Origin of the sequence: Kribbella sp. DT2 (genome assembly GCF_049844575.1) — a bacterium.
Lineage (GTDB): Bacteria > Actinomycetota > Actinomycetes > Propionibacteriales > Kribbellaceae > Kribbella.
In genome coordinates this window covers 64,241-79,332 of record NZ_JBNCLH010000010.1, presented here as the reverse complement: position 1 = coordinate 79,332, position 15,092 = coordinate 64,241, and the positions used below count along the sequence as shown (strand labels likewise).

Sequence of the window (15,092 nt, the reverse complement as noted above, 5' to 3'; positions counted from 1 at the left end):
CTCCATGAGCACCGCTGTACTCGGGCGAGCCACCAGCGGCCATCGGCCCGCGTTCGCCGTACTGATCGGCAGTTTTGTCTCGCTGCTGGGACTCAGCTGGGATGCCCAGTGGCACTCCGACGTCGGCCCGGACACATTCTTCACCCTGCCGCACCTCCTCCTGTACTCCGGCAGCGCGATCGCCGGTACGGCGAGCCTCGCCGTCGTCCTGGCCGCGACGGCCGCGGCCCGCGCCGGGCGTCCGATCACCGCAGGCGGTCGGCCGATCGGTGTTCTCGGCACCTTTCAGGCCCCGATCGGCTACCTGGTCGCGGGCTGCGGTGCGGCGTCGTTCCTGCTCTACGGCCTGTGGGACCTGTGGTGGCACACGCTCTACGGCTTCGACGCCGTGCTCGAGTCGCCGCCGCACATCGGGCTGCTGCTGTCGATCTCCATCACGATGATCGGCGCGATCATCACCTTCTCGGCCGCACTCGACCAGCGCTGGGGCCTGGTCGGACTGGTCGCCGCGACGAGCCTCCTGCTCGGGTTCTGGTGCTTGATCGTGGTCGTGCTGCAGGCCCTCGGCGACACGGTCAACTGGCTTGCGGTGGGGACCGGCGTGATCGCGGCGCTGCTGCTGTTGATGATCCGGGCGCTGGTCGCCCGGACGGGCGTGATCGTGCTGACCGCGGCCGCGCTGGGCGTGCTCCAGGTGATCCTGTGGTGGGTCTCGCCGTGGGCCACGCGGGTGTACGCCGATTCGGTCTCGCTGCCGCTACGGGACTCGATCCTCGGCGTCCCGGTGATGGCCGCGCTGATGCCGATGGGCCTCGTGCTCGTCGCCTCGGCGGCCGAGTTGGTCTTCCGGATCGACGGGCGCAACCGCTGGCGGTACCCCGCGATCGGCGCGTTGCTCGCAGGCGGGGTCGCCGCCTGTGCGCCGTACCAGGACATGATCGTGTACGACGGGGAGCCGCCCACCCGAGTCCTTCCGGCGGTGGTGGTCGGTGTTGTCGCAGGTGCTCTTGCCGGCGTCATCGGCCACGAGCTCGGTGCCATGCTCCGGCGGACCGGGATCGCGCGATGATGCGCCGGGATCGCGCGATGATGCGCCGGAGTCGCGCGATGACGCTGCGCCGGGGTCGCGCGATGACGCTGCGCCGAGTGGCGGCGATCCCGCTGGCCCTCGCGGTCGTCGTACCGATGTCGGCCGCGCCCGCGGCGGCGGTCAGCCCGGTGCGCGTCGTCCACACCGAGCAGGTGCAGGCGGGCCCGTACACGCTCAAGATCGGGTTCAGCGTCTGGCCGCTGCGGGCGCTGCAGTCGCTCGACTTCACCTTCCGGCCGGCGGACGGGATCAGCGGCAAGACGGGCACGCTGACCCGGGTCTCGCCGGACGGAGCCTCGGAGGAGACTCCCCTCGTACGGCATCCGCGCGCGCTCGACGTCTGGGGTCTGGACATCGCGGCGCTGGGGGACGAAGGCGACTGGACGTTCCGCTTCGCGGTCGACGGGCCGCAGGGACAGGCGGTCGGAGAGCTCACCGGCCTGGCGGTGCTGGAGCAACCGGGTCCGCCGCTGTGGCTCAGTTGGTCGATCGGGGCTGTCCCGCTCGGCGTACTGGTCGTCACTGTCGGCGTCGCGTGGTCGCGCAGCAGGCGCCGGAGCGTTGTGATTCCGCGCACGTGACGGATGTGAATTTGTGAACTGGTCACGGCGCGCGCGACAATGGGGAAGCTATGACTACCTCCCTCCCGCTTGTTTTCGATGAACCGCGCCGTGCCAAGAAGCCGCCGCGGCACCTGGCCGACCTCAGCGGGGAGGAGCGCAAGGCCGCCGTGGTGGCGCTGGGGGAGCCCGCGTTCCGGGCCAAGCAGCTGTCCAACCACTACTTCTCCCGCCTGGTGTCCGACCCGGCCGAGATGACCGACCTGCCGGCCGCGACCCGCGACAAGCTGGCCGCCGACCTGCTGCCGCCGCTGCTCACCAAGGTCCGCGACCTGGAGTGCGACAACGGCCAGACCCGCAAGTCGCTGTGGAAGCTGCTCGACGGCTCGCTGGTCGAGTCGGTCCTGATGCGGTACACCGACCGGACCACGATGTGCGTCTCGTCCCAGGCCGGCTGCGGCATGGCCTGCCCGTTCTGCGCCACCGGCCAGGCCGGCCTGACGCGGAACATGACCACCGCCGAGATCGTCGAGCAGGTCGTCGACGGCGCCCGGGCGCTGTCCCGCGGCGAGATCGCGGGCGGTCCGGGCCGGGTCAACAACATCGTGTTCATGGGCATGGGCGAGCCGATGGCCAACTACAAGGCCGTCATCGGTGCCGTACGGCGCTTCACCGCGCCGTCGCCGGAGGGTCTCGGGATCTCCGCGCGGGGCGTGACGGTCTCGACCGTCGGCCTGGTGCCGCGGATCAACCAGCTCGCCGACGAGGGCATCCCGGTCACGCTGGCGCTGTCGCTGCACGCGCCGGACGACGAGCTGCGCAACGAGCTGGTCCCGATCAACAACCGGTGGAAGGTCGACGAGGTGCTCGACGCCGCCTGGGCCTACGCCGAGAAGACCAAGCGCCGGGTCTCGATCGAGTACGCGATGATCCGCGACATCAACGACCACGCCTGGCGCGCGGACCTGCTCGCCGAGAAGCTCGCCGCCCGCGGCGACTGGGGCTGGGTGCACGTCAACCTGATCCCGCTGAACCCGACCCCGGGCTCGAAGTGGACCGCCTCCGACCCGGCCGACGAGCGCGAGTTCGTCCGCCGCCTGCAGGCCGGCGGCATCCCGACGACGGTCCGCGACACCCGCGGCCAGGAGATCGACGGCGCCTGCGGCCAGCTCGCGGCCGCCAACAGCTGACCCGTACGGCGTACTGGCTCAGCTCACGCTGAGCAGCAGCTGGCTCAGCTCGGCCGGTCGGGAGATCATCGGCCAGTGCCCGGTGTCGAGCTCGGCCAAGGTCCACGACGGCGACTCGAGGTGCTGCAGGACCGGGCCGTTCGGTGTCGGGCCGTCCATCAGGCACTTCACGTACGTCGTCGGCAGCTCGGTGATCGGCCGGGGGAGCACCGCCGGCTCCGTGATCGCGCGGCCCGGGTGTGGTGTGGCACGCTCGACGATCGTGGCGATCTGGTCGGCGGTCAGGTCCTGCCCGGCGTAGTCCTCGGCGGTCAAGGGCGGCCAGAAGCCGCCTGATTCCGCCAGTTGCCCGGCCAGCCAAGCCCGTCCCTCGACCGACCAGCCGTCGGCGAAGGACTGGCCGCCGATCGGGATGTTGGAGTCAAGGAACACCAGGCGGCGCAACCGGTCGCCCAGAGCGGCCGCAGCCTGCCCGGCGGGGATGCCGGAGTAGCTGTGGCCGACCACCACCACGTCCGACAGCGGCCTCGCCACGTCGAGGATGTCGGCCACGTGCTGCGCCTGAGGAGTCTGCGCCGAGTCCGGCCGGTGCAGCTCGGCCAGGCCGGTCAGGGTCACCGGATACACCCCGTGGCCGTCGGCGTCGAGCAGATCGGCGACCTCGTCCCACGCCCACGCGCCCAGCCACGCCCCCGGAACCAGCACGAAGTTCACCATGCCCGAGAACCTAGGGCAGCCCACCGACAGTCCAGCAGCCGGCGGCCGTCAGGACCCGGCAGACCCGCCCGGCGCCCGCAGCAGATCGTCGAGCCCACCCCGCGCGTCCTTCGTCACCAACCGCTCCGCCTCGGCCGCATCGCCGGCCCGCAGCGCGTGCACCAGCGCCCGATGGCTCGAGTACCGATCCAGGCCGAACTTGTCGTCCGCCATCACGTGCTCGATCAACCGCGTCCGCCGTTCGTCCCGCGAGAACACCCGGCTCTGCTCCAGCAGCCGCACCAGCACCGGGTTCCCGGCACAAGCGCTGACCGCGTCGTTGAACCGCTGAAAGGCGTCGAGCAGCGTCCCGAGGTACCGATCGACAGGCTGTCCCGCAGCATGCCGCTGGCGCATGACGATCACCAGGTCGTCGGCCTCGTCCAGGATCGCGTCCAGCTGGTCGAGCTGGACCGGAGTCGCATGGCGAGCGGCGAAGCGTGCGACCAGTCCGCGCAGCGCGACCTCCACCTCGGCCAGGTCGGCAACAGCGGCAGCCCCGATCGACGCCACGACCACCGTGCGCGGCCCCGCCCGCTCGATCAGGCCGTCCTGCTCCAGCCGCCGGATCGCCTCCCGGATCGGCGTCGGGCTCACGGAGAACCGCTCGGCCAGCCCGCGCTCGGTGACCTTCTCGCCGGGCCGCAGCTCGCCGCCCGCGATCGCCGTCTGCACCGCGCGATAGGTGCGATCCGCCAGCGTCGAGTCCATGAGACCCATCGTAACTCAGCGATAGCAAGCCAGTAAGCAACTGTTGACAGTTTTGCTATAGCAAAACTAGCCTGCCCGCAGAGGAGGAGAGCAGATGACCACAGCGAGCACGGCGACCCACACCGGGCGGCACATCACCTTCTTCGTCGCCCTGGCGGTCTTCGCCCAGGAGTCGACCTGGAACTTCTACGACGCGCAGGTGCCGCCGCTCCTGCGCGAGCACGTCGGCAGCGCCGCGCTGATCGGCCTGCTGATGGGCATGGACAACCTGCTCGGCATCTTCATCCAGCCCTGGATCGGCAACCGGTCCGACAACACCCGCACCCGCTGGGGCCGGCGGATCCCGTACCTGGCGGTCGGCATGCCCGTCGCCGCGCTGCTGTTCGCCGGGATCCCGCTCGCGTCGACCCTGCCGTCGCTGGTCGCGCTGATGTTCGCGTACGCGCTGGTGGCCAACAGCTTCAAGCCGCTGGGGGAGGCGCTGCTGCCCGACTTCATCCGGCCGGAGCGCCGCAGCCGGGCCAACGCCGCGGTGAAGATCGCGTCCAGCCTGACCATCATCGTCGCGGCGCTGATCAGCACGTTCCTGATCGACTCGCACCCCAAGCTGGCCTTCTCGGTCCCCGCCCTGATCATGCTGATCTCCGCGGCCGTGCTCGTTCTGCGCGTCAGGGACAGCACCTCCCCGGCGTACCGGGAAGCGGTCGAGCAGGACAGCAGGCCCGACCAGTACGACGTACCGGCGACCCGGATGCGGGACATCGTCCGCGACATCGTCACCGACACCGACCGCGTCCGGCTCCTGGTGATCGGCGCGATCCTGCTCTTCGGGGCCGCCTGGGCGGCGTCGCGGTCGCTGATCACCAACTACGGGATCGAGAGCCTCGGGCTGTCCCGCGGCCAGGCCGGTGGGCTCACCCTGCCGAGCGGCGTCGCGTTCCTGCTGGCGGCGTACCCGTTGGCGCTGCTGTCCGAGCGGATCGGGCGGCTGCGGGTGATGGCGCTGGGCGCGACGGTCTTCGTCGTGTCGCTGACCGTCGGAACGCTCGTGCACACGTCCACCGCGACCGTGATCGCGTTCGCCGTGGGCGCGGTCGGGGCGGCCGGGTTCGTGATCAACGGCGCCGTCGTGCTGTGGAACCTCGCGCCGTCGACCCGCGTGCTCGGTACCTACACCGCGCTGTACACCGTCGGCTGGGCGAGCGGCGGGTTCGTCGGTCCGGCGGTGGTCGGCGGACTGGTCGACCTCACCGGTTGGGACTACATGCCGATCGACGCCGCCCTGTTCGCCGCGCTCGCGCTGGTGGCCGTCGTACGGATCGAAGTGCTGCGCCGCCGGTCGCCGGCCGGCCTTGCCAAAGCTCTCTGAAGGAGAATCAGTTGAACGACACGACAGTGGGCGTGCTCGTGCCCGCGGGCATGATCGGCGCGGGGTTCGCGCCGGAGACCGTCGAGCGAGGCCTGGCGCTGGGCGCCGACGTCATCGCGGTCGACGGCGGATCGACGGACTCGGGTCCGTACTACCTGGGATCCGGTACGCCGAAGACGTCGACCGCCGCGGTCGCCCGCGACCTCCGGCTGCTGCTGCGCGCGGCGGCGAAGGCACGCATCCCGCTCGTCATCGGGTCGTGCGGGACGAGCGGAGCCGACAGCGGCGTCGAGTGGATCGCGGGGATCACCGAAGGCATCCTCGCCGAGGAGAGCCTTGATCTCACCGTCGCCACGATCTACAGCGAGCAGGACCCCGCGTACCTCCGGCAGAGGCTGGCCGAGCAGGCGATCCACCCGCTGGCCCCGCTCGGCCCGCTCGACCGGGAGACCCTCGACAGCTGCGTGCGCGTGGTCGGGATGATGGGCCACGAACCGATCGAGGAGGCTCTGCGCGCGGGAGCTGACGTCGTACTGGCCGGGCGGGCGACCGACACCGCGGTGGTGGCTGCGTTCGCGCTGATGAAGGGCATGCCGGCCGGGCCGACCTGGCACGCGGCCAAGATCGTCGAGTGCGGCGGCCAGTGCACGACCAACCCGCGCTCCGGTGGCGTCTTCGCCCGGATCGACCGGACCGGCTTCACGATCGAACCACTCGATCCCGCCGTCTCCTGTACGCCGACGTCGGTGGCCGCCCACATGCTGTACGAGACCGCCAACCCGTTCCGCATGCGCGAGCCCGCCGGCACCCTCGACGTCACCCAGGCGACGTACGCCGCGGTCGACGACCGGATCGTGCGCGTCGAGGGTTCGGTGTTCGAGCCCGCCGGGCAGCACACGGTCAAGCTCGAAGGTGCCCGGCTCACCGGCTACGAGACGATGTCGTTCACTGCGATCCGCGACCCGCACATCCTGGCGAACATCGAGACCTGGGCCGCGTTGCTCGAGAAGGTCCTGATCGATCGCGTGCAGCAGACGCTGGGCGAGACCGACTACCAGCTCGACATCCGGCTCTACGGTCACAACGCGATCCTCGGTGCGCTGGATCCGGCGACCACGCCCGCCCGGGAGGTCGGCGTGATGCTGCTGGTCCGGGCCGCCGACCAGGCCTCCGCGACGGCCGTCGCCAAGATCGCCAACCCGCTGATGCTGCACCTGCCGACCCCCGACATGGACTACCTGCCGAGCCTGGCGTTCGCGACCTCACCCGCCGAGACCGAGCGTGGTCCCATCTACGAGTTCGCGCTCAACCACGTCGTCGACTCCGAGACCCCGACCGCGATGTTCCGCACCGAGCTCCGGAAGGCCTCCGCCGATGCCTGACACCCTGCAAGACCGCGCTGTCGAGGTCCGCTCGAAGAACGCCGGCCCGTTCTGGATCACCCTCGAGGTCTTCCTCCGCGACGACGCGACCTACCACCTCACCGCCGACGAGACGTTCCTCAACGAGGACGTGATCTGCACCCTGTACGGCGTACCGCCGGCCGGCGTACAGATCTTCCGCATCCCCGCGCTGAGGGTCGTGAAGATCTCGTTCCCCCGCCCGGTCCCGCAAGGCAGCCTGCACGACCGCGACATCCACGCCGGCCAGCACCACGTCCCCCTCGCCCTCCTGGAGCTGCCGCAGTGACATGATCGAGCGGTGAAGATCCTCTCGATCCAGTCCGCCGTCGCCTTCGGGCACGTGGGTAACTCCGCGGCCGTGTTCCCGCTTCAGCGCATCGGGGTGGAGGTGCTGCCGGTGTACACGGTGAACTTCTCCAACCACACCGGGTACGGCGCGTGGCGGGGACCGATGATCAGCCCGGACGACGTGCGCGAGGTGCTGCTCGGGATCGAGGACCGTGGGGTGCTGCCGCAGATCGACGTGGTGCTCTCGGGGTACCAGGGCGGCGAGGGGATCGCCGACGTGATCCTCGAGACCGTGGAGCGGGTCAAGGCGGCCAACCCGTCAGCGGTGTACTCGTGCGACCCGGTGATGGGGAACGCGAAGTCCGGGTGCTTCGTCGCGCCGGCGATCCCGGTGCTGCTGCGGGACCGGGTGGTGCCGGCGGCCGACATCATCACGCCCAACCAGTTCGAGCTGGGGTTCCTGACCGGCACCGAGCCGGACACGCTCGAGTCGACGCTGGCCTCGGTGGAGCTGGTGCGCGCGACCGGGCCGCGGACGGTGCTCGTCACCAGTGTCGAGCGCCCGGACCGCGAGGACGGCACGATCGAGATGCTCGCCGTCGACGACAGCGGCGCGTGGATCGTGCGGACGCCGTACATCCCGATGAAGGCCAACGGCTCGGGCGATGTGACGGCCGCGCTGTTCACGGCGCACTACCGGCGTACGGGCGATCTCGCCGAGGCGCTCGCGCGGACGACGTCGAGCGTGTTCGACCTGCTCACGCGCACCCACGAGTCGGGCGAGCGCGAGCTGCAGCTCGTCGAGTCGCAGGAGGCCTACGCGAACCCGCGGATGCAGTTCAAGCCTCAGCGCGTGGTCTGAACCAGCTTGGCGGCGTCCTCGATGGAGTCGACCAGGTGCACGGACGACTCCATCGGGCGGCCGGCGGCCAGGGACTGCAGCAGCGGCCAGACCGGCAGCCGGGACGTCCAGTGGTCGACGCCGACCAGGACCATCGGGATCTGGGTCGCCGGGTCGCCGTAGTAGTTGGGCGTGACGGCCTGGAAGATCTCCTGGACGGTGCCGGCCGCGCCGGGCAGGTAGATGATGCCGCCGCGGGCCCGGCTGAGCAGGACGTCCTCGCGCTGGGCGTTGGAGAAGTACTTCGCGATCGACGACGCGAACACGTTCGGCGGCTCGTGGCCGTAGAACCAGGTCGGGATCGAGACACCGCCGTCGCCCGGGTACGACTGCCGGACCTCCAGACCGGCCGCTGCCCAGGCGGCGATCGACGGGCGGAACGACGGTACGGCGGCCAGCGTCTCCAGCGCCGCGTCGACCGCGGCAACGTCGTACGACGCGAGCAGGGCGCCCAGGTTCGCCGCCTCCATCGCGCCCGGGCCGCCGCCGGTGGCAACGGTCAGACCGGCCAGCGTGAGCACCCGCCCGAGCTCGACGGCCGACCGGTACGTCGGGTCGCCGCGCTTGATCCCGTGGCCGCCCATCACCCCGATCCAGGGTCGGCCGTCGGGCAGCTCGTGCAACGCGTCGGCGATCGAGTGGTCGTGCAGCGCTGCCGCGAGGGTTCGGCTGGTGTCACCCTTCTCGTCGTGCTGCCGTGACCAGGCGTAGATCTGGGCGTCGGGGGTCGCCGCGTAGCCGGCGTCGAGGCCGGCGTACAGCTGGTCGGCGTCGTACAGGGTGCCGCGGTACGGGTCGAACGGCAGCTTCGGGATGGCCGGGAAGAGCAACCCGCCGCCGTCGCGGATCCAGGTGGCGGCCGGCTCCTCGAGCGCGCAGCCGAGGAACAGCGAGCCCATCGGCGTCAGGCGCAGCAGCGCCGCCGTACGGGCGGACAGGTCGACGGACTGGACCCGCCAGCCGTTCATCGAGGTCGCTCCCGCGGCCAGGACCTCGTCGAAGTGGGCGAGGGATTCGATGTCCACGTGCGGGATGCTCGGCTGCGTCACCGCAGCACCCTAGGGCACTGTCGGTCAACCCCGAGATGAGGTATTGCTAAGACATGACACATGCGGAGCTGTGGGAGCGTCACAAGGCCGTCATGCCGGACTGGCTCGCCTTGTACTACGAGGAGCCGATCGAGATCGTCCAGGGATCCGGCCGCCGGGTCACTGACGGGGAAGGCAAGCAGTACCTCGACTTCTTCGCCGGCATCCTGACCAACGCGATCGGGTACGACATCGCCGAGATCTCCGACGCCGTCCGCGAGCAGCTCAGCACCGGGGTCGCGCACACCTCCACCGTGTACCTGATCCGCCGGCAGATCGAGCTGGCCGAGAAGATCGCCGAGCTGTCCGGGATCCCGGACGCCAAGGTGTTCTTCACCAACTCCGGCACCGAGGCGAACGAGGCCGCGCTGCTGTTCGCGACCCAGAAGCGCCGGTCGAACCAGGTGCTCGCGATGCGCAACTCGTACCACGGCCGCGGCTTCGGCACGGTCGCGATCACGGGCAACCGCGGCTGGTCGGCGAGCAGTCTGTCGCCGGTCAACGTCCAGTACCTGCAGGGCGCCTACCGCTACCGCAGCCCGTTCAAGGACCTGCCCGACGCCGACTACGTCAAGGCGTGCGTCGACGACCTGCGCGAGGTGATCGCGACCACGACCGCGGGCGACGTCGCCTGCCTGATCGTCGAGCCGATCCAGGGCGTCGGCGGGTTCTCCTCGCCGCCGGACGGTCTGTACGCCGCGTTCAAGGAGGTCCTCGACGAGTACGGGATCCTGCTGATCTCCGACGAGGTGCAGACCGGGTGGGGGCGCACCGGCGAGCACTTCTGGGGGATCCAGGCGCACGACGTCGTACCGGACGCGATGACGTTCGCGAAGGGGCTCGGCAACGGGTTCGCGATCGGTGGTGTGGTGGCGACGCCCGCGCTGATGGACAGCCTGAACGCGAACTCGCTGTCGACGTTCGGCGGCAACCCGATCTCGACCAGCGCCGCGAAGGCGACGATCGAGTACCTGCTCGACCACGACCTGCAGGCCAACGCCGCCAAGCGCGGCGCGCAGCTGGCCGACGGGCTGCGGGGGATCGCGGACGAGTTCCCCGAGCTCGGCGACGTCCGCGGCAAGGGCCTGATGCTGGCCGCCGAGATCGTGAACCCGGGCGACAACGCGCCGGACGCGGCGACCACGGCCAAGCTCCAGCAGGAGGCGAAGAACCGCGGCCTGCTGGTCGGCAAGGGCGGCCTCTACGGCAACGTCCTCCGGATGGCCCCGCCGATGACGCTGACCGAGCCGGAGACGACCGAGGCGATCGAGATCCTGCGGGACTCCTTCAACACCCTCCGCTAGAGCACGCGCCGGCCCGCCTGCGGCGGGCCGGCGCGTGAGGAAAGCAGGGGGGCGAGGTCAGCCGCCGACAGCGTGGCGCTGGTGGTCGGCGAGCACTTCGTCGATCACCAGTCGGTTGGTCTCTTCGTCGCGGCCGTCGGCGAGCACGATCAGCGCCTTCCACAGGGCCCAGCCGCGCGCCCGCGCCCACGTGCCGGCATCAGCAGCGACGGTACGCCGGAACGCTTCACGACTCGGGCCCGAGAACATCGTCCACGCGATCACCAGGTCGCAGGCGGGGTCCCCGACCCCTGAGGTCCCGAAGTCGATCACCGCCGACAGCTTCCCGTCCCGCACCAGAAGGTTGCCTGAGGCAATGTCTCCGTGAAACCACACCGGCGGCCCGTCGAAGCGACTGGCCAGCGCGGCCTCCCACACCGCCGAAGCGGCCGCACCATCGACCTGCCCGTCCAGCGCCACCAGGGCCGCACGAGTCTCCGAGTCGTAGTACGCCGGTGGCCCACCCCGGTGGAAGTTGTGCCCACCCGGCACCGGCCCGCCCGTCGCGTCGCACGCCTGCAGCGCCAGCAGAAACTCCCCGACCGCCACCGCGAACGCGGTCAGATCGGAGATCCGCTCGAGCGACGACGTCTCCCCGTCGAGCCACCGCCGCACCGACCAGTGGAAGCCGTACCCCTCACCCGGCACGCCGTTGCCCAGCACCTCCGGCACGGGCACCGGCAACAAGGGCGCGAGCCGCGGAATCCACTCGTTCTCCTTGCCCACGGCGTCCGCGTACGCCGCCGCGCTCGGCAGCCGCACCGTCATCGACGAGCCCAGCCGGTACGTCCGGTTGTCCCACCCGTCCACCTTCACCGGCTCGACCGGCAGCTCGGCCCACTGCGGGAACTGCGCCTTCACCAGCCGCCGTACCAGCCCGGCATCGATCCCACCGCGTCCGTCAGCTTTCGAGATCTGGTTCATCCCGGCAAGTGTGGACAAGAGCAGGGCCACGCACAACACGATTTCAGTGCTGACGAATGCGCTAGGCTTTCGAGCCGCCGCGGACGTCAGCACGGGCGTTGGGAGACACCGGAGTGGGGACGATGCATATCACCATCGCCGTTCGTGAAGGCGACTTCGTGGACACCACCTGGTCGCCTTTCGGCGTGAGAATCGCCCGGTTGATGGTCGAGGGTGGTGCTTTCGAAGGTACGCCGTTGACGTTCGGGCCCGCGGACCGCTGGGACGCCCTGTCCGAGGTCTTTGCGTCGGCCACCTGCTCGGTGGACATCGACGCCGACCAATCGATCGCCGATCTGACCGCCGCCGCGTTGTCCGCGGCACGGTCAGCCGGTCTGCTGCTTGAACCCGTGGGGCAGAACACCATCCTGACCGAGGCCGAGTTCGAGGCATCCTCGACCGCAAGAGCTCGATCCTGGCTCGCGGACCCCGTTACCGACGCGGAGTTCGACCTGCGGGCGACGGTGCGATCGGCCGGTCTGGAGGACGGCGATCTCGTGGTCCTCTGTGTGGAGCATCCGCCTGAGGCCATGTACAGCCTCATGCCGGCACCGAACACGGCGCACCTCTTCGCTCAGTTGCAACTGGCGGACGCGGTGGAAGATGCGCCGAAGATCCGCGGAGTGTTGCTCTACACGGACGCCGACGTGGAGCTGGCGACGTTCGTCCGGACCCATTTCGACGAGTTGAACGCGCTGTCCGGCGAACTCTTTCAGATCTTCGTGCACGAGCGACCGGTGAGTTGGCGGCGGGCCAAGCGGTACTGGAAACCCAGGACGCGGCCGCAGCTCTACCGCCTGCTGGCGGCGCTGCAGTGGCTGAAATGGATCCCGTACGACGCGAGCGACGTGTACGAGAACGCCCGCCGGTTCGGCGTACGGCTGAGCGATCTGCCGTGTCTGGTGCTCTTCAACCCGATCGGTGCCGGCGAGAATTTCGTCTTTCCGCTGCAGAACGCGTCGTTGTCCGAGTTCAGAAGGCTTTTCGGTCACCTCTCCGAGACGATTCACGGCGGCAGGCCGGCTCAGGCTGCGCTCGAGCAGCAACTCGACCGATCGCGCGACTGGGAGTTTGCCTGGACGGGGAGCGACTCCGCCTCGCCGGCGCCGGGGCGAGCGCGGAAGGCGGCGGTGGATGATGCCGTCCTGGAGCGCTTGATGCAGGCCGAAGAGCGGTTCCGGGCCGAGCTGGCCCGGTCGACCGACCGGGCGGTCGGGACGTTCGAGTTCAAGGGCGCGACGGTGATCATCAACTCCGGAGGAGATTCCATGACCGAGAACTTCAACTTTCACGGCCCGACGACTTTCATCAATCGTCCGGTGAACACCGTCGTCAGGGATTTCCAGAACAGCTACTCCACGGCGCCGGCCGGTCAGGATCTGGCGTCGCTGCTGGAGCTGGTGCTGAGCAGCGAGGAGCTCGACGATTCAGGTCGCGAGGCAGTCGCCCGGCTGATTCACGAACTCGCCGACGAGCTCGGCGCGGCACAGACCGAACCGGAAGATGCCCGTCACAAGCTCGAGCGGATCAAGACGACCGTCGGACGAGCCGCGGACATCGCGGCTCCGGCGCTCGGTATCGTCAGCAAGATCTTCGAACTCCTGCCCTGACAGGTCGCACGCAGTTTCAGATCGTCAGCACGATCCCGTAGTCACGGATCTTGCGGTAGATGGTCGCCCGCGACATCCCCAGGTCGCTCGCGGCCTTGTCCTTGTTGCCGCGATGGATCACGAGCGCCTTGACCACAGCGTCGCGCTCCAGCGACTCCAGCTGCGTCAGCCGACGCCGGGTCGTCGCCCGGCACTCACCCGGCAGGTCGTCGAGCTGGATCGTGCCGGACCGCCGGTGCTGAGCCACCCGCAGCAGGACCCGCCGCAGCTGCTCCACGTTCCCCAGCCACGGCAGGCGCATCAGCTGCGCCAGCGCGGACGACGAGATGCTGAGCTGGTTGCCCCGGTTGAGTCGGCCGAGCAGGTGGGGGACCAGCTTGTGCATGTCCTCCAGGTGGTGCCGCAGCGGCGGCACCTCGATCGTGTGCGCGAAGTGCGGCAGCAGCTGCGCGTCGACGGCCGGGTTGCGAGGCTCGCTGCGCATGGTCAGAGCGACCCACACCCCGCTCCGCTGGTCGGCGTACTCGAGCAGCAGGTCGGACAGACCGTTCACGGTCTCCGCGTCGAGCAGGTGCGCACGCCGTACGACGAGAGACCCTGCACCGGCCGCCAGCTCGTCGGAGATCGTGTCCAGCCAGGCCGGACCGGCCTCGGACGCGTCCATCACCCGAAAGTGCCCGGAGCCGTTGCGCAGCTGGTTCACCGAGCGCAGCAGCGCGATCTTGCCGACGCCGGCCTCACCCTCCAGCACGACCCACGAGCCGCTCTGCCGTGAGCTGTCCACCGCGTGGCAGACCCGCTGCCAGGTCGCACTGGTCCCAGCCAGCCCCGGCATCACCGGTACGACGCAGGGCGTCGTACCGGTCGAGGAGTCCAGACCGGACTGCACCTGAATCCGCAGAACGCCGCCCGCCAGCTCAGCACCGCTGAACGCCGGCTTGTAGTCCATCCGGGCGACCAACCCGCTCGGCAGGTCGGTCACCAACGTCATCGGGTCGGGCTCCCCGGCAGCATCGGCGGAGCGAGCCAGCAGCGCGGCCTGGTCGGCCGGGTCGAACCGTTGCTGGGCCTGGGCATTCATCATCACCAGGTCCTTGCTCAGTGCGAGCACACCGTTCCCCGGGTGCTGGCAGGCCGCCAGGTAGTCCCGGAACAGCGCCAGCTCCCGCGCACCGGCCCGCGCCAGCACCTGCTGCTCGATCTTCTGCGCGGTCGAGCGGGCGCAGTACATCAGCAGAGCGTTCGAGTGCGCCACCGACGACGTCAGATCCAGTACGCCGAGCAGCGCGCCTGTGATCGGGTGGTGGATCGGCGCGCCCGCACAGGCGAAGCCGCCGAGCCGGCCGGTGAAGTGCTCGCTGCCGGTGACCATCGTCGGGACGCCGGCCTCCAGGGTCGTACCGATGCCGTTGGTGCCGACCTGCTCCTCGGCGTAGCTGAAGCCGGGGGACAGGTACGCGCGATCCAGCTCCCGCACCAGCGACTGGTCGGCGCAGCTGCGCTGCAGGACCAGTCCGTGCGCGTCGGTGAGGATGATGCTCACGGATTCGTTGGCGAGCTCCTCGGCCAGTGCGGCCAGCACCGGGCGCGCGCTGAGCGCCAGCGGCGACGGCTCCTCGATCGGTCCGAGGTAGCTCGGGTCCAGGTGGTCGGTGTCCACCCGCAGCCGCGACGACCGGACCCAGGACGCCTGGATCGGCGCGCGGACCAGGGGATCGAAGTCACCCGACGACAGGTAAAGGTCCCTCGCCTGCCGCAGGACCAGGCTGGTTCCGCGCGATTTGGCGGTACGACGGTCGTCCACAGGCGGCGCCTCTCGT

The 15,092-nt window shown here is 70.0% G+C and carries 14 protein-coding genes; 9 read left to right on the top strand and 5 right to left on the bottom strand.

Features of this window, described 5'->3' with window-relative positions; translation table 11 throughout:
- The first annotated feature begins 4 nt into the window (after positions 1-4).
- From ACLQ2O_RS34450 to rlmN, 3 genes are read left to right on the top strand one after another with little or no spacing between them, the layout of a single operon-like run.
- Complete coding sequence (locus ACLQ2O_RS34450; RefSeq protein ID WP_425840351.1) at positions 5-1,069, top strand: hypothetical protein; 1,065 nt, start codon at positions 5-7, stop codon at positions 1,067-1,069.
- Positions 1,066-1,671 (top strand): hypothetical protein, encoded by a 606-nt coding sequence (locus ACLQ2O_RS34445; RefSeq protein ID WP_425840348.1) that lies wholly within the window; start codon positions 1,066-1,068, stop codon positions 1,669-1,671. The genes ACLQ2O_RS34450 and ACLQ2O_RS34445 overlap by 4 nt, the downstream gene beginning before the upstream one ends.
- Before the next feature lie 50 nt (positions 1,672-1,721).
- Positions 1,722-2,840, top strand: coding sequence for a 23S rRNA (adenine(2503)-C(2))-methyltransferase RlmN (gene rlmN / locus ACLQ2O_RS34440; protein ID WP_425840345.1), 1,119 nt, complete (start codon positions 1,722-1,724; stop codon positions 2,838-2,840).
- An 18-nt stretch (positions 2,841-2,858) separates the two neighbouring features.
- Here rlmN and ACLQ2O_RS34435 read toward each other — a convergent pair whose 3' ends face one another.
- Together ACLQ2O_RS34435 and ACLQ2O_RS34430 are read right to left on the bottom strand one after the other, a co-directional pair.
- Complete coding sequence (locus ACLQ2O_RS34435; RefSeq protein WP_425840342.1) at positions 2,859-3,557, bottom strand: alpha/beta fold hydrolase; 699 nt, start codon at positions 3,555-3,557, stop codon at positions 2,859-2,861.
- Positions 3,558-3,605: 48 nt separating this feature from the next.
- Complete coding sequence (locus tag ACLQ2O_RS34430; protein WP_425840339.1) at positions 3,606-4,307, bottom strand: GntR family transcriptional regulator; 702 nt, start codon at positions 4,305-4,307, stop codon at positions 3,606-3,608.
- A gap of 94 nt (positions 4,308-4,401) precedes the next feature.
- Between ACLQ2O_RS34430 and ACLQ2O_RS34425 the strand changes: the two genes are divergently transcribed.
- From ACLQ2O_RS34425 to pdxY, 4 genes are read left to right on the top strand one after another with little or no spacing between them, the layout of a single operon-like run.
- Complete coding sequence (locus ACLQ2O_RS34425) at positions 4,402-5,676, top strand: MFS transporter (protein ID WP_425840336.1); 1,275 nt, start codon at positions 4,402-4,404, stop codon at positions 5,674-5,676.
- A gap of 11 nt (positions 5,677-5,687) precedes the next feature.
- Positions 5,688-7,058: an acyclic terpene utilization AtuA family protein gene (locus ACLQ2O_RS34420; RefSeq protein ID WP_425840333.1), complete on the top strand. Its 1,371-nt coding sequence runs from the start codon at positions 5,688-5,690 to the stop codon at positions 7,056-7,058.
- Positions 7,051-7,365, top strand: coding sequence for a DUF4387 domain-containing protein (locus ACLQ2O_RS34415; RefSeq protein WP_425840331.1), 315 nt, complete (start codon positions 7,051-7,053; stop codon positions 7,363-7,365). The genes ACLQ2O_RS34420 and ACLQ2O_RS34415 overlap by 8 nt, the downstream gene beginning before the upstream one ends.
- A 12-nt stretch (positions 7,366-7,377) precedes the next feature.
- Positions 7,378-8,229, top strand: a complete 852-nt coding sequence (gene pdxY / locus ACLQ2O_RS34410) for a pyridoxal kinase PdxY (RefSeq protein ID WP_425840329.1) — start codon at positions 7,378-7,380, stop codon at positions 8,227-8,229.
- On the opposite strand, the gene ACLQ2O_RS34405 is transcribed toward pdxY, so the two are convergent.
- Positions 8,214-9,317, bottom strand: coding sequence for an LOG family protein (locus tag ACLQ2O_RS34405; RefSeq protein WP_425840326.1), 1,104 nt, complete (start codon positions 9,315-9,317; stop codon positions 8,214-8,216). The genes pdxY and ACLQ2O_RS34405 overlap by 16 nt on opposite strands.
- 53 nt (positions 9,318-9,370) lie before the next feature.
- On the opposite strand from ACLQ2O_RS34405, the gene ACLQ2O_RS34400 reads away from it, so the two are divergent.
- Positions 9,371-10,660, top strand: coding sequence for an aspartate aminotransferase family protein (locus ACLQ2O_RS34400; protein ID WP_425840323.1), 1,290 nt, complete (start codon positions 9,371-9,373; stop codon positions 10,658-10,660).
- A 57-nt stretch (positions 10,661-10,717) separates the two neighbouring features.
- Here ACLQ2O_RS34400 and ACLQ2O_RS34395 read toward each other — a convergent pair whose 3' ends face one another.
- Complete coding sequence (locus ACLQ2O_RS34395; RefSeq protein WP_425840320.1) at positions 10,718-11,623, bottom strand: aminoglycoside phosphotransferase family protein; 906 nt, start codon at positions 11,621-11,623, stop codon at positions 10,718-10,720.
- A gap of 302 nt (positions 11,624-11,925) precedes the next feature.
- Here ACLQ2O_RS34395 and ACLQ2O_RS34390 point away from each other — a divergent pair, with 302 nt between their 5' ends.
- Positions 11,926-13,272 (top strand): hypothetical protein, encoded by a 1,347-nt coding sequence (locus tag ACLQ2O_RS34390; RefSeq protein ID WP_425840317.1) that lies wholly within the window; start codon positions 11,926-11,928, stop codon positions 13,270-13,272.
- A 16-nt stretch (positions 13,273-13,288) separates the two neighbouring features.
- Here ACLQ2O_RS34390 and ACLQ2O_RS34385 read toward each other — a convergent pair whose 3' ends face one another.
- Complete coding sequence (locus ACLQ2O_RS34385; protein WP_425840314.1) at positions 13,289-15,076, bottom strand: sigma-54-dependent Fis family transcriptional regulator; 1,788 nt, start codon at positions 15,074-15,076, stop codon at positions 13,289-13,291.
- Positions 15,077-15,092 lie beyond the last annotated feature (16 nt).

Coding starts and splice junctions, on each gene's coding strand:
- ACLQ2O_RS34450 (WP_425840351.1), top strand. CDS start 5: ATGAGCACCGCTGTACTCGGGCGAGCCACCAGCGGCCATCGGCCCGCG.
- ACLQ2O_RS34445 (WP_425840348.1), top strand. CDS start 1,066: ATGATGCGCCGGGATCGCGCGATGATGCGCCGGAGTCGCGCGATGACG.
- rlmN (WP_425840345.1), top strand. CDS start 1,722: ATGACTACCTCCCTCCCGCTTGTTTTCGATGAACCGCGCCGTGCCAAG.
- ACLQ2O_RS34435 (WP_425840342.1), bottom strand. CDS start 3,557: ATGGTGAACTTCGTGCTGGTTCCGGGGGCGTGGCTGGGCGCGTGGGCG.
- ACLQ2O_RS34430 (WP_425840339.1), bottom strand. CDS start 4,307: ATGGACTCGACGCTGGCGGATCGCACCTATCGCGCGGTGCAGACGGCG.
- ACLQ2O_RS34425 (WP_425840336.1), top strand. CDS start 4,402: ATGACCACAGCGAGCACGGCGACCCACACCGGGCGGCACATCACCTTC.
- ACLQ2O_RS34415 (WP_425840331.1), top strand. CDS start 7,051: ATGCCTGACACCCTGCAAGACCGCGCTGTCGAGGTCCGCTCGAAGAAC.
- ACLQ2O_RS34400 (WP_425840323.1), top strand. CDS start 9,371: ATGACACATGCGGAGCTGTGGGAGCGTCACAAGGCCGTCATGCCGGAC.
- ACLQ2O_RS34395 (WP_425840320.1), bottom strand. CDS start 11,623: ATGAACCAGATCTCGAAAGCTGACGGACGCGGTGGGATCGATGCCGGG.